12 protein-coding genes are annotated in these 12122 nt (G+C 70.2%); 4 read left to right on the top strand and 8 right to left on the bottom strand.

Annotated features, from left to right (window positions below; all coding sequences use genetic code 11):
* Positions 1-35 precede the first annotated feature (35 nt).
* The gene (locus tag KV097_RS19155; protein ID WP_255559281.1) at positions 36-170 is read left to right on the top strand and encodes a hypothetical protein; all 135 of its coding nucleotides are present in this window, start codon (positions 36-38) and stop codon (positions 168-170) included.
* A gap of 58 nt (positions 171-228) precedes the next feature.
* Entirely contained in the window at positions 229-1212 is a 984-nt protein-coding gene (locus tag KV097_RS07965) for a hypothetical protein (RefSeq protein ID WP_220365566.1), read from the top strand.
* 1 nt (position 1213) lies between these two features.
* Here KV097_RS07965 and KV097_RS07960 read toward each other — a convergent pair whose 3' ends face one another.
* On the bottom strand, positions 1214-3001 hold the full coding sequence (locus KV097_RS07960; RefSeq protein ID WP_220365565.1) for a thiamine pyrophosphate-requiring protein: 1788 nt from the start codon (positions 2999-3001) through the stop codon (positions 1214-1216).
* 143 nt (positions 3002-3144) lie between these two features.
* Here KV097_RS07960 and KV097_RS07955 point away from each other — a divergent pair, with 143 nt between their 5' ends.
* On the top strand, positions 3145-3705 hold the full coding sequence (locus KV097_RS07955; RefSeq protein ID WP_220340962.1) for a hemerythrin domain-containing protein: 561 nt from the start codon (positions 3145-3147) through the stop codon (positions 3703-3705).
* 27 nt (positions 3706-3732) lie between these two features.
* Here the strand turns inward: KV097_RS07955 and KV097_RS07950 are convergent, their stop codons facing one another.
* The 6 genes from KV097_RS07950 to KV097_RS07925 form a co-directional block, all read right to left on the bottom strand.
* The gene (locus KV097_RS07950; protein ID WP_255559280.1) at positions 3733-4224 is read right to left on the bottom strand and encodes a DUF4383 domain-containing protein; all 492 of its coding nucleotides are present in this window, start codon (positions 4222-4224) and stop codon (positions 3733-3735) included.
* 123 nt (positions 4225-4347) lie between these two features.
* Positions 4348-5439 (bottom strand): phosphotriesterase, encoded by a 1092-nt coding sequence (locus tag KV097_RS07945; RefSeq protein WP_220365564.1) that lies wholly within the window; start codon positions 5437-5439, stop codon positions 4348-4350.
* Complete coding sequence (locus tag KV097_RS07940; protein WP_220340964.1) at positions 5436-6455, bottom strand: DctP family TRAP transporter solute-binding subunit; 1020 nt, start codon at positions 6453-6455, stop codon at positions 5436-5438. The genes KV097_RS07945 and KV097_RS07940 overlap by 4 nt, the downstream gene beginning before the upstream one ends.
* Entirely contained in the window at positions 6452-7387 is a 936-nt protein-coding gene (locus KV097_RS07935; protein WP_220365563.1) for a shikimate dehydrogenase, read from the bottom strand. The genes KV097_RS07940 and KV097_RS07935 overlap by 4 nt, the downstream gene beginning before the upstream one ends.
* Complete coding sequence (locus KV097_RS07930; protein ID WP_220346721.1) at positions 7384-8658, bottom strand: TRAP transporter large permease; 1275 nt, start codon at positions 8656-8658, stop codon at positions 7384-7386. The genes KV097_RS07935 and KV097_RS07930 overlap by 4 nt, the downstream gene beginning before the upstream one ends.
* Positions 8655-9230, bottom strand: coding sequence for a TRAP transporter small permease (locus KV097_RS07925; protein WP_220340967.1), 576 nt, complete (start codon positions 9228-9230; stop codon positions 8655-8657). The genes KV097_RS07930 and KV097_RS07925 overlap by 4 nt, the downstream gene beginning before the upstream one ends.
* A gap of 77 nt (positions 9231-9307) precedes the next feature.
* Here KV097_RS07925 and KV097_RS07920 point away from each other — a divergent pair, with 77 nt between their 5' ends.
* Positions 9308-10303: a LacI family DNA-binding transcriptional regulator gene (locus KV097_RS07920; protein ID WP_220340968.1), complete on the top strand. Its 996-nt coding sequence runs from the start codon at positions 9308-9310 to the stop codon at positions 10301-10303.
* A 10-nt stretch (positions 10304-10313) separates the two neighbouring features.
* On the opposite strand, the gene KV097_RS07915 is transcribed toward KV097_RS07920, so the two are convergent.
* Positions 10314-12116 carry a bifunctional sugar phosphate isomerase/epimerase/4-hydroxyphenylpyruvate dioxygenase family protein gene (locus KV097_RS07915; RefSeq protein ID WP_220365562.1) on the bottom strand — a complete coding sequence of 601 codons (1803 nt, stop codon included), beginning with the start codon at positions 12114-12116 and terminating at the stop codon, positions 10314-10316.
* Between the last annotated feature and the right edge of the window lie 6 nt (positions 12117-12122).

Here is a 12122-nt window from a genome sequence, read left to right as displayed (position 1 = left end):
GGGGGGTCCGACGGATCTCGCTGGAGACGGGGAGCATGGAGTTCTTCGCGCCTGCCCGCGCGCTGTACGCCTCGTCCGGCTTCGTCGTGTGCGACCCCTTCGGCTCCTACCGCGAGGACCCGAACAGCACGTTCATGACGCGCGTGATCGCCGCGACAGCGGCCGTCTGACCCGGTTGCGATCCCGGCAAGCAGACGCTGCCGGGTCGGCTCGTGCCATGGTGGCGGAGTGAACGTCGACGAGGTGGCGCAGGCACTGTACGTGACGCTGCCCGCCGACTTCGTGGGCGCTCGCACGGCGTACGCGAAGGAGGCCCGGGCCGACGGCGACGCCTCGTCGGCTCGCCGCATCGGGCGGCTGCGCAAACCGACGAAGTCGGCGTGGGCGACCAACCTGCTCGTCCGTGCCGATCCCGGACGGCTCGACGCGCTGCAGGCCCTGGGCGCGGAGCTCAGGTCCGCGCAGGACCGTCTGGCCGGCGCGGAGCTGCGGGCCCTCGCCTCGCGCCGGCGTGATCTGGTAGCCGACCTGGTGGCCGAGGCACGCCGTCTCGCGGACGAGGCGGGCGACCCACTCGGAGGTCCGGGGGCGGACGAGGTCGCACAGACCTTGAACGCCGCGCTCACCGACGCCGCCGCCGCGGCGGCGCTGGACACCGGCCTGCTGGTCGACGCGCTCGTGGCGACCGGGCTCGAGCCGGTGGAGCTCGACGGCAAGGTGGCGCTGCCGGAGTCGGTCGGAGAGGTCGCCGAGCGCCCTCGTCGCGCGCCGTCGCCGACGCAGCCCGCGCCGACCAGGAAGGCCAGGCCGAGGAAGGCGCCGCCGGAGAAGAAGAAGAAGCCGGCCCGGCGCGAGGAACCGGAGGAGAGGGTCGAGGACACGGCGGCGGAGAAGGCTGCAGCCAAGGCCGAGGAGAAGGCAGCCGCGAGGGCGGCGGAGGAGCGACGTCGAGCCGAACGCAGGAGGTCGGACGCCGAGGACCGCCTGGTGGCTGCTCGCCGGGCGATCGAGCAGGCCGAGCAACAGACGACATCGGCCCGCGGAGCGCTCGACGACCTCGAGCAGCGGCGTACGGCGCTGCAGGACGAGCTCGCTCGGCTGGACCACGACATCGCCGCCGCCCAGCGCGACGTGAGAGAGGCGCGTCAGGCCCGGACCGCGGCCGAACGCGCCGAGGCCAAGGCGCAGCGGGCGATCGACCGCCTCCCGTAGGTCACTCCTCGTCCGCCACCTGCTGCTCCAGGAGCTCCCGGGCGTGACGACCGGACTCGCCCTCCGCGTGGAGACCGCGCCGGAAGCTGTCCAGCTTCTCGCGACCACCAGGGAACGGAGGCAGCAGCGGCTGGTCGCGGTCGACCATCGCCTCGATGACGACGGGCCGGTCTGCGGCAAGAGCGCGCTCCCACGCGGCGTCGATCTCGTCGGGCGAGGTGAGGTGGATGCCCTCCAGCCCGAGGAGTTCCGCGTAGGCGGCGTACGGGAAGTCGGGGAGCGACTGGCTGGCCTCGTACCGAGGCTCGCCCTCGGTCTCGCGCTGCTCCCACGTGACCTCGGCCAGATCCCCGTTGTGCAGGACCAGCACGACGAACCGCGGATCATCCCACTCCGGCCAGGACCGAGCCACGGTGACGAGCTCGTTGATCCCGTTCATCTGCATCGCGCCGTCACCGACGAGAGCGACGACCGGTCGTCCTGGCTGGTCCAGCTTGGCGGCGAGGCCGTACGGGAGACCCGATCCCATGCTCGCGAGGGTGGAGGAGAGATGGGCCGGGACGCCGTGGGGCAACATCAGGTGGCGGGCGTACCAGTACGTCACCGACCCGACGTCGACGCTGACGAGGGCGTCGCCGGGAAGGTGCGCACTGAGGTGGTGGACGACCGCCTCGGGGTTGAGCGGGTCGGCCGGACGGGCCGCACGACGCTGCCGGATGTCGTGCCAGCGGGTGACCTGCTCGGCGACGCTGCTCCGCCACGGATCGTCGCCCGCACGGCCCTCGAGCATCGGGAGGAGACGCCGCAGCGTCTCGGCCGCGTCGCCCCGCACACCCACCTCGACGGGATAGCGGTGGCCGAGGTTCCGGCCGTCGATGTCGACCTGCACGGCTCGGGCGGCGCCGGGCGGGGGATAGAACTCGCTCCAGGGATCGTCCGAGCCGATGATCACCAGCGTGTCGCACTGCTCCATCAGCCATCCCGAGGCGGTGGTGCCCAGGTGTCCCATCACGCCACAGCTGTAAGGGAGGGTCTCGTCCCACCACGGCTTGCCCAGGAGGCTGGTCGTCACCCCCGCTCCGAGGTGCTCGGCGAGGGCGCGGACCTCGTCACCGGCGTCGCGGGCACCTTGGCCGACGAGCAGCGCGACCCGTGCTCCGGCGTTGAGGACCTCCGCCGCGGCCGCGAGCTGCACATCCTCAGGGACGACGCGGGCGGGCGACCAGCGGGGTGCGCTCACGACAATTCCGTGCTCCTGCGGCGGCTCGGCAGGAAGCATGCCGGTCTGGACGTCGTGGGGGAGGATCACCACGCACGGCGACCGTCGCTCGAGTGCCGTGCGGAACGCCCGGTCCACGACGACCGGCACCTGCTCCGGCGACATGACGGTCTGGACGAAGTCGCGCGCGACCTCGGTGAAGAGCACCTGGAGGTCGATCTCCTGCTGGTACTCCGATCCGAGGACGGTCGTCTGCTGCTGTCCTACCAGCGCCACGACGGGCACGTGGTCGAGCTTGGCGTCGTACAGGCCGTTGAGGAGATGGACGGCCCCGGGGCCTTGTGTGCTCGTGACGACGCCGACCCCGCCGGCATACTTCGCGTGGCCGACGGCCATCAGCGCGGCGTTCTCCTCGTGCCGCGCCTGGACGAACGCAGGGTCTCCCGCCGCCCGTCGCAGCGCACCCATGAACGGGTTGATGCCGTCCCCCGAGTAGCCGAACACGCGAGGCACCCGCCATGCGCGCAACCGCTCCACGAGGAAGTCGGCCACCAACGTCTCGTCGCTCATGGGGCATCTCCTCGGCTCGGCAGTCGATGGCGTTCCCGGGCCCGGTACCCAGGGCAGCGGGACAGAATCGCCCGACACGCGGCCCGCGCATGACCACGGGCACCAGGGGAACCGGAGGGTCCCACCGAGACGAGGAGGACGCCATGGCCGCCGAGGAGACCGAGCTGGACGTCGTCGACCTGCTGCTGGCGCAGCACGATCGGATCCGCGTGCTCTTCCGTGAGGTCGAGGTCTCGGGCGACGGCACGCGCAAGGAGCGGTTCGACGAGCTGCGGGCGTTCCTCGCCGTCCACGAGACCGCCGAGGAGATGATCGTCCACCCGCTCGCCAAGCGGCAGAGCGATGAGGGCGAGACCGTTGCTCGCGATCGCCTCGCGGAGGAGAGGGAGTCGAAGGAGTTGTTGGCACGGCTCGACGACATGGACGTGACAGACCCCGAGTTCCGGGTCAGGTTCGCGATGCTGCACGAGATGGTGCTGCACCACGCCGGCAACGAGGAACGCAAGGAGTTTCCGCTGCTGCGCCGGCACGTGGAGCCTGACGAGCTGCGCCGCATGGCGGGGGCGGTCCGGGCTGCCGAGAAGATCGCCCCCACCCGGCCGCACCCGGGAGTCGAGTCGCCGGCGGCGCACGTTGTCACCGGCCCGCTCGCGTCCCTCGTCGATCGGACGCGGGACGCGGTGCGTTCGGCCCTGCGTGACTGACCGCAGGGTCGAACGCACCGCGACGAGTCACCGGCCGGTGGTGCGAGGGCTCGTTCCCCTGTGGCTGTCGAGCGCGCGTCGCCCGTAGAGCCCCAGAGCCACCATCCCGACGCCGAGGACGAGGTGGAGCCAGTTGTCGGCGTCATTGACGGGGATGAAGTTCGCGCTGTCGTCGTGGTCGATGACCAACCCGTAGATCCAGAGCAGAAGGTAGATGACGCCGCCGGCGATGAGGTACAGGACCGCGGTCCGCGCGGCACGCGCCGCCCAGAGCCCCACGAGGCCGAACAGCAGGTGAACGATGTTGTGCAGGATCGAGACCTCGAAGATGCCCAGGAGCTTGGCGTTGCTCTCGTGCCCGGCGAAGGTCATCGTGTCGTAGTTCGTCGTGATCCCCGGGATGAAGCCGAGAATGCCGATGAGTAGGAAGACAGCAGCGACGACCATCGTCAGCGTGCGGATGGTCTTGGCGTCGGAGTCGCCGTCATGGGCGCGGTTGCCTGCCGGTTGGTTCGTCATGATCTTCCTCTTCCGTTTGTCGTGCTCTCTGTACGCACCCACTACCCCCCGTTCCGTCCTTGACACCTCACGGGGTGCGACCAGGAGCGCGGCTCCGCAGACCGACGCCTCCGCGCCATGGCGTCACGCTCTGCGCTGGTCGCCTGCGTCCTCACGACCGTGCCTGCCCTCCTCGTCGAGGGCCTGATGCTCCTGCTCGCGTGACCGCCCGTGAGACGGTCGCCTGGCGGGAAGGCGGGGGCCGGTTGCCAGCAGCCGGGCGGGGTTGGTGACGAGGATCTGGTGCAGGTCCTCGTCGCTCGCCCCGCCCGAACGCAGCATCGGGAGGATCCGCCGAGGAAGGTTCTCCATGTGCCAGTTCGGCACGTGCCGCGCTCTCCAGCTCGGCGGTGTCACGCGGCTGAAGAACGCGGCGTCGTGCGACAGCACGAGACGGTCGGCGTAGCCGCGCTCCAGCAGCGCCAGGACCGTCCGGACACGACGCTCGTCCTCCAGCACGTGCTCCATCCCGAACCGGTCCATCCCGAGGGTGGCGCCCGTGTCGGCAAGCTCGCGGAGGTAGCCGAGGTCCTCGGAGTCCCCGCAGTGGCCGACGATCACCTGTTCCGGAGCGACCCCGTGCCGAGAGAGCAGAGCCAGCTGCTCACGGCCGTTCTGCGACGCGGCGTTGGTGTGGGTGGTGACGGGCACTCCCGTCTGCTGGTGCGCCACTGCGGCGGCGGTGATCACCCGGGTCACGTCCGGCGTCAGCCCCGGGCGGTCGGTCACCACCTTGAGCATGCCCGCCCGGATCCCGGTCCCGGCGATCCCCTCCTCGATGTCGCGCACGAACATCTCGACGAGCGGATCGGGCCCGCCGACGAGCAGGCCGGGACCGTGGGTGTGGAAGAAGGGTGGCAGGGCGTCCGAGGTGTAGTAGCCCGTCGACGCGACCAGGTTCACCGGCGTCCGCGCAGCCACCGCGGCGACCCGTGCCACGTCGCGTCCGAGACCGAGCACGGTGAGATCGACCACCGTCCGTACCCCGAGGTCCCAGAGCCGGTCGAAGCCCGCGACGGCGACCTCGACCGACCTGGCCTCGTCCCACTCGGGGTGGGGGAAGTTCAGGTCCAGCTCCGGGTGACCCACGAAGACGTGCTCGTGGATCAGCGTGACACCGAGGTCCTCCACCGCCACAGGGCCCGCGAACGTCTGAACCTCCCCCTCGCCCGTCATCCAGCCGTGCCCCTGATCGCCTCGTACACGGCGAGCTGCTCGTCGTCGAAGTTGTCGCGGAGGTAGGCGTCGGCCTTCGTACGGAACGCGTCGACATCCACGTCCTCCACGACCTTGAGCGAACCGCTCTCCTTCCACTCGGCGAGCTTCTTCTGCTCGTCCTCCTCGACGCACCCGGGTACCTGCTCGACCGCGGCGTCGACCGCCGACTCGAGCGCCTCCTGCTGCTCGTCGGACAGCTCGTCCCACCGCTGACCAACGATCACCAGGTTCGAGTTGGCCTGGTGCGACGACATGCTCAGGTAGTCCTGCACCTCGTCCAGGCTGACCGCGTCGATGTTGACGATCGGGTTCTCCTGTCCGTCGACGGTGCCCTGCTGCAGGGCGAGGAACAGCTCCTCGTACGCCACCTCGGTCGCGTTCGCCCCGAGCGCCTTCGCGTTCATCAGGAACTGCGGGGACGCGGGAAAGCGCATGCGCAGACCCTCGAGGTCATCGGGTGTGCGGATCGGCTCGTTGGCGGTGAACTGACGCATCCCGGCCGACCAGGCGCCGAGCGTGGACACGCCCGTCTCCTCCTTGAAGCCGTCGAGAACGTCCCCGGACGCGTCGCTCTCGAAGAACGTCGCCAGGTGGTCGGCGTCGTCGAAGGCGTAGGCAGCGTCGAGCACCGCGATCGGCTCGTACACCGCCCCGAGTGCTGATGCGCCCTGGATGTCGATGTCGATGTCTCCCGAGACGACCGAGCTGATCCGGTCCGCGTCACCGCCGAGCTCGCTGTTGGGGTGCAGCGCGATCGTGAGGCCGACGTCCGACTTCTCGACCTCGTCGGCGATCACCTGCGCACCGCAACGGTGCTGTGGCTGGTTCTCGGTGTAGCTGTGGGCGAGCGTGAGCTCGACGTCACCGCCGCCCTCGTCCCCGTCTCCACCGCAGGCGGTGAGAGCGAGGACGGGAACGACGGCCCAGACGGCGAGTGCCGTGGTTCGGCGGAGCTTCTCTGCGGACATGGTCATGGGTTCCTTTCTCCGGAGGTCTCCCGAGACGGTGGGACGGGGGTGTCGGCGACCTCGGACGAGACCATCTCGTCGAAGTCGCGGAACATCTCCTCGCGGTGAGCGGGTCTGCCGGTGAGGAGCTCGAAGGTGTCGGCGGCCTGGTTGACCGCCATCCCGGCACCGCTGAGGGTGGGGCAGCCGCGTGCTCGCGCAGTACGGAGCAGCTCGGTCGTGAGGGGGCGGTAGACGATGTCGGCCACCCACAGCCGCGGGGTGAGCAACGTGTCCGGCACGGGCGAGCCGGGGTGGTGGGCCATTCCGACGGGCGTGGCGTTGACGACTCCCGATGTGGTGGTCAGCACCGACTCCAACGCGCCGGGATCCGACGTCCGCACGTCGAGACCGCTGCCCGCCGCGGTCAGCGACGCCCGCAGACCGTCGGCGCGAGCAAGGTCCGGGTCGACGACGTGCAGTGTGATGGCGCCGAGGTCCGAGAGGGCATGCGCGACCGCCGTCCCTGCTCCGCCCGCTCCGAGCAGCACCACGTCGGTCAGGTCGGCGTCCGGGAGCCCCTCGCGGAACGCGCGGGTGAACCCGGTGAGGTCGGTGTTGTGGGCGACGGTGCGGCCGTCGCGCACCAGGACGGTGTTGAGGGCGCCGATGCGCTCGACCTCGGGCCCGAGCTCATCGACCAGTGGCATCATCGTGTGCTTGATCGGATGGGTGACGTTCAGACCGTCGAAGCCGAGCTCGACCGCGGCGTCGAGCAGCTGCCGCAGGTGGTCGGCGCCCACCTGCCGGTCGTCGAGGTCGACCACTTTGTAGACGTAGCGCAGTCCGTGCCGGTCGGCCTCGCGCTCGTGCATCGGTGGTGTCAGCGACGGACCGACCCCTTGGCCAAGGAGCGCGACGAGGACCGACTCGCGGCCATCAGCCGCACGAGACCTCACAGCCCCAACTTCTGAGGGAGGTAGAGGATCGCGTCAGGCCAGAAGATGATGGCGACGCAGAGAAGGAGCAACGGCACCATGAACGGCAGCGCGCCCCAGAAGACCTCCGACATGCGGGCCTTCGCGATCGCCTGGAGGACGAAGATGACCGTGCCCACCGGCGGAGTGAGCAGCCCGATCATCTGCGACAGGATCATCAGGACTCCGAGCGCGATCGGGTCCACGTCGTACACCGCGGCGATCGGGAGAAGGATCGGGACGGCGAGCGTGAGGACGGCGATGGCGTCGAGGGCCGTACCGAGGATGAGCGAGAGCAGCAGGACGAGCAGCAGGAAGACCGTCGGGCTCGAGGTGAGGTCGAGGACCCAGGCCGAGAGGTCCTTCGCGACCCCCTCGCGGGCGAAGATGTAACCGAGCAGGTTGGCCGAGGCGACGATGAGCATGATCGCGCCGCTGGTCAGGACGGCCTCGGTGAGCACCTTCGGCAGGTCCCGCACCGTGAGGGTGCGGTAGGCGAAGCCGAGGGCCGCCATGTAGGCGACGCCGACGGCGGCGGCCTCGGTCGGGGTGAAGACGCCGCCAAGGATGCCGCCGAGGATGATGACCGGCGCGCCGAGCGGAGCGATGACGCGCTTGCCCGTCTCCCACACGCGCGCCCCACTGAACTGCGTGCGCTCGATGTTGGGGTCACGACGAACCCAGAGGAACACGACGACACACAACCCGACGGCCATCAGGAGCGCCGGCACCACCGATGCCGCGAAGAGTGCACCGGTGGAGACTGCGGCGAGCCCGGCGTAGACGACGGCAGGGATGCTCGGTGGCATCACGGGCGCGATCAGCGACGCGGCGCCAGTGACACCCAGCGCGAACTTCCTGGAGTAGCCGGCGCGCAGCATCGCCGGGATCTGGACCTTGCCGAGCGCAGCGGCGTCCGCCACGGCCGATCCGCTCATCCAGGAGAAGCCCACGCTCACCCCGACGCTGACGTAACCGAGGCTGCCGCGGACCCGGCCGAGCAGGGCGAGCGCGAAGTCGAAGAGGCGATCGGCGATCCCTGCGTGGTTGGCCAGGGTCCCGAGCAGGATGAACAGCGGCACCGCCAGAAGCGGGAAGCTTGCCGTGGACTGGGCGACGAGCCGCAGCGCAAGGCCGACCGACAGGTCGTTGGTGAGCAGATAGAGCATCGACGGGCCGATGAACGCGAAGGCGATCGGGACCCGGATCACGAGCAGGAGCGTGATCAGGAGGCCGAGGACCAGCAGGCTCATGCGACCGGTGCCTCCGTCTGCGTCTCGTCCTGGGGGACGCCGACGACGGCGTACTGGACCGCCGCCACCGTGGCACGCACCGTCATGCTGACGAAGCCGACGAGCGAGACCGCGTACAACCACGACATCGGCATCCGCATCGCGGGGGACTTGAGGATGCCCTGGCTCTCGATCAGCGACCACGCCTCGACGGTGAGGCCGATCCCGACCGCGGCCACGACGAGGCACGAGATGACGCGAACCAGCCGGCGTACGACCTCGTTGCCAACCGCGTCGACCATCTCGATCGCGATGTGCGAGTCGGTCGTGACGAGGACGCCCGCGACGACGAAGGTCAGCCACACGAGACAGAAGCGGGCGAGCTCGCCGGTCCAGGGCCAGCCGTCGACGGGCAGGTAGCGCTGGGCGGCCTGCGCCATGACGAGGAAGAAGATCAGCAGCAGGGCCGCGATGCCGATCGCGAGCTCGATGGCGGTGGCGGCGCGGATCGTGCGGGCGAGCCATCGCGGCGGGGCGTCGAAGAACGCCTTCCCCCGTCCCCAGCCCTGCGGCTGCGGTGTGACTTCGGTCATAGCAGGCGAACTTAGGGAGAACGGCAACCGGATGGCAAGGGGTTGCCATCCGGTTGCCATCCGGCTTGAGTGAGCGGGTGCCCGTACCGACGATCTACGACGTCGCTGCCGTCGCCGGAGTGGCGACCTCGACCGTCTCGCGCGCCTTCTCGACCCCGGGCCGGGTCAACGCGTCCACCCGCGAGCACGTCCTCGCGGTGGCTGCCGAGCTCGGCTATCGGCCAAACCCGCACGCGCGAGCGTTGTTGTCCGGGCGTCACCACACTGTCGCGATGGTCGTCTCCGACATCACCAACCCGCACTACTTCGAGCTGATCCGTGGCGCCGAGCTACGAGCCAAGGCGTCGGAGTACACGCTCGTGCTGGTCAATGCCGAGGAGTCGCCGAGGATCGAGTACGACCAGATCCAGCGCCTGGTCAGCTCGGTCGACGGCTTCGTCCTCGCCGCGAGCCGGCTTCCCGACGAGAACCTCGAGCAGATCGCGGCCCAGCGCCCGGTGGTGCTCATGAACCGCGAGCTCACCGGGCTCCCCAGTGTCGTGCTCGATCACGTGCAAGGGTGCCGTCAGATCGTGGAGCACCTGGTCTCGCTCGGGCACCGGCGTCTGGTCTACCTCGCCGGTCCCCGCAACTCGTGGATGGCATCGATGCGCTGGTCGGCTCTGCGGACGGCAGCCGACGACCTCGGCGTCGACGCCCAGCGCGTCGGGCCGTTCACGCCGAAGGTGACACAGGGTGGCGCCGCGGCCGACAGCGCTCTGACCACCGGCGCGAGCGCGGTCGTCGCGCACAACGACCTCCTGGCGATCGGCGTCGTCCAGCGCTTGGCGCAGCGCGGAGTGCGCGTCCCCGAGGAGGTGAGCGTGGTCGGGTTCGACGACATCTTCGCCTCCGACCTCTGCACCCCGAGCCTGACCACGCTGGGCGGCCCGCACGTCGAGGTCGGACGCGCCGCGGTGGAACTCCTGCTCGACCGGACGAGCCCCAGCGGCTCGAGGCGCACACCGCCTCGCTTGGTGGTGCCGGCCGGGCTGGTGCTGCGCGGCTCGACGGGTCCCGTCGCCCCGCGGTGAGGCGACGCGCTCAGGTGCCGGGGTGCTGGGCCGTAGCGCGCTGTGCGGCGAGCCGGACCGGCGCGTCGGCCGCGGCGCCGTAGCCGTCGTACGCGTCGCGGCGCTCGACGAACTCGAAGAACAGGTCGCCGAGGGTCCGTGTGTAGAAGTGCACGAACCCGCCGTCGGGGTCCTCGTCGTACAGCAGGTCGTGCTCGCGCAGCTGCGCGACGAACGCGTCGTCGAGAGCGAAGCGGGCGCGGAGGTCGTCGTAGTAGTTGTCCGGCACCGGGAGGAACGACAGCCCTCGCCGGCGGGCGGCGCGGGCGAGACCGACGACGTCGGTGGAGGAGAACGCCACGTGCTGCGTACGCTGCTCCTCTGCCTGCGGCTCGACGTTCAGCGGGAGCCGTACACAGCCGTCGGGCGTGCGCATGACCTGGCTCCGGACCAGCCCCCGCGGGCTCGCCACCTCGCGTGCCGGCTCGGCCTCCAGACCCAGCACACTCTGGTAGAACAGCACGGCCTCGTCGAAGTCCTGCCAGCGCTGGGTGATGTTGACGTGGTCGATCGAGCGAGCCACGTCGTCGTTCTCGGGATCGCCGTAGGTGAACTCCGCGAGCCAGCGGGGGTCCGGCCCGTTGTCGTTGAAGAGGATCTGCATGCCGTCGGGCGCCGCCGTCGCCGGCAGGTCCTGCTCACCGGCGTGGGTCTGGCGGAATACCGGCGGAGCGGCCAGCTCGCGCGCGCGTGCCAGCGCCGCGTCGGCGTCGGCGACCTCAAGACCGAAGGCGGCCAGGTGGGCGGGTCGGTCGTTGTCGCGCTGCTCGTTGAGGATCACCCGGGCGCGACCGGAGGACCAGAGCCGCACCGGCTTCGTCCTGTGCCGTCCGCGGAAGGTGAAGCCGAGCTGCTCGAGCACCAGGTCTACCTCGTCCAGGCCCGAGCCGCGCAGCTCGACGAAGTCGAAGGCCTGCGGGGGAGAGACGGAGGTCAGGGGGCGCAGCGGCTCCGGGGCGTCCAGGCGCCGGACCTGATCCTCGAGCCACACCAGCGAGCGGTGCGCGTGCGCAGCCGTACGGCGGACGTCGGTCTGGCGGAAGACGTCGTTGAACACCTCGAGAGACAACGGCCCTGTGTATCCCGCGGCGAGGACGTGACCGAGGAAGCCGCTGAGGTCGAAGCTGCCCTCACCCGGGAACAGCCGGTGGTGGCGGCTCCACGACAGGACGTCCATGTCGAGGGCTGGAGCATCGGCGAGCTGCAGGAAGAAGATCTTGTCGCCGGGGATCTTCTCGATGTCGCTGGGGTCGTGGCCGCGCGACAGGATGTGGAAGGAGTCGAGGCACACGCCGACGTTCGGGTGGTCGGCGCGTTCGACGATTCGCCAGGCCCGCCGGTAGTCGTCGACGTACTTTCCCCAGGCCAGTGCCTCGAAGGCGACGCGCACCCCGTATGCCGCGGCGAGGTCGCCGAGCGCGCGCAGCTGCTCGGCCGACACCTCGTCCGAGTCGATCGTCGCGGTGGCGACGTTGCTGCACACGAGCATGAGGTCCATGCCGAGGCGGTTCATCAGCCGGAACTTGCTCTCCGCGCGCCGCAGGTTGTCGGCGAACACCACCTCGTCGACGCCTTCGACGTCACGGAACGGCTGGTAGAGGTCGAGTGAGAGCCCGAGCCGGTCTGCGAGCGTCCTGATCTCCTCCGGCGACTCGTACGCCGTGACGAGGTCGGGCTCGAATATCTCGACCCCGTCGAACCCGGCCTCGGCGCAGGCGTGGAGCTTGGGGACGAGGCTTCCGCTGATGCAGACGGTGGCGATCGAGGTGCGCACCGTCAG

This window comes from Mumia sp. zg.B17 (assembly GCF_019550915.1).
Taxonomy (GTDB): Bacteria; Actinomycetota; Actinomycetes; order Propionibacteriales; family Nocardioidaceae; genus Mumia.
The sequence above is the reverse complement of the archived record's forward strand: the minus strand, read 5'-3'. Positions and strand labels throughout refer to the sequence as shown.

Bases quoted from the DNA above. Each gene is read 5' to 3' on its own strand.
- KV097_RS19155 (WP_255559281.1), top strand. From the start codon at position 36: ATGGAGTTCTTCGCGCCTGCCCGCGCGCTGTACGCCTCGTCCGGCTTC.
- KV097_RS07960 (WP_220365565.1), bottom strand. From the start codon at position 3,001: ATGAGCGACGAGACGTTGGTGGCCGACTTCCTCGTGGAGCGGTTGCGC.
- KV097_RS07955 (WP_220340962.1), top strand. From the start codon at position 3,145: ATGGCCGCCGAGGAGACCGAGCTGGACGTCGTCGACCTGCTGCTGGCG.
- KV097_RS07950 (WP_255559280.1), bottom strand. From the start codon at position 4,224: ATGACGAACCAACCGGCAGGCAACCGCGCCCATGACGGCGACTCCGAC.
- KV097_RS07945 (WP_220365564.1), bottom strand. From the start codon at position 5,439: ATGACGGGCGAGGGGGAGGTTCAGACGTTCGCGGGCCCTGTGGCGGTG.
- KV097_RS07940 (WP_220340964.1), bottom strand. From the start codon at position 6,455: ATGACCATGTCCGCAGAGAAGCTCCGCCGAACCACGGCACTCGCCGTC.
- KV097_RS07930 (WP_220346721.1), bottom strand. From the start codon at position 8,658: ATGAGCCTGCTGGTCCTCGGCCTCCTGATCACGCTCCTGCTCGTGATC.
- KV097_RS07925 (WP_220340967.1), bottom strand. From the start codon at position 9,230: ATGACCGAAGTCACACCGCAGCCGCAGGGCTGGGGACGGGGGAAGGCG.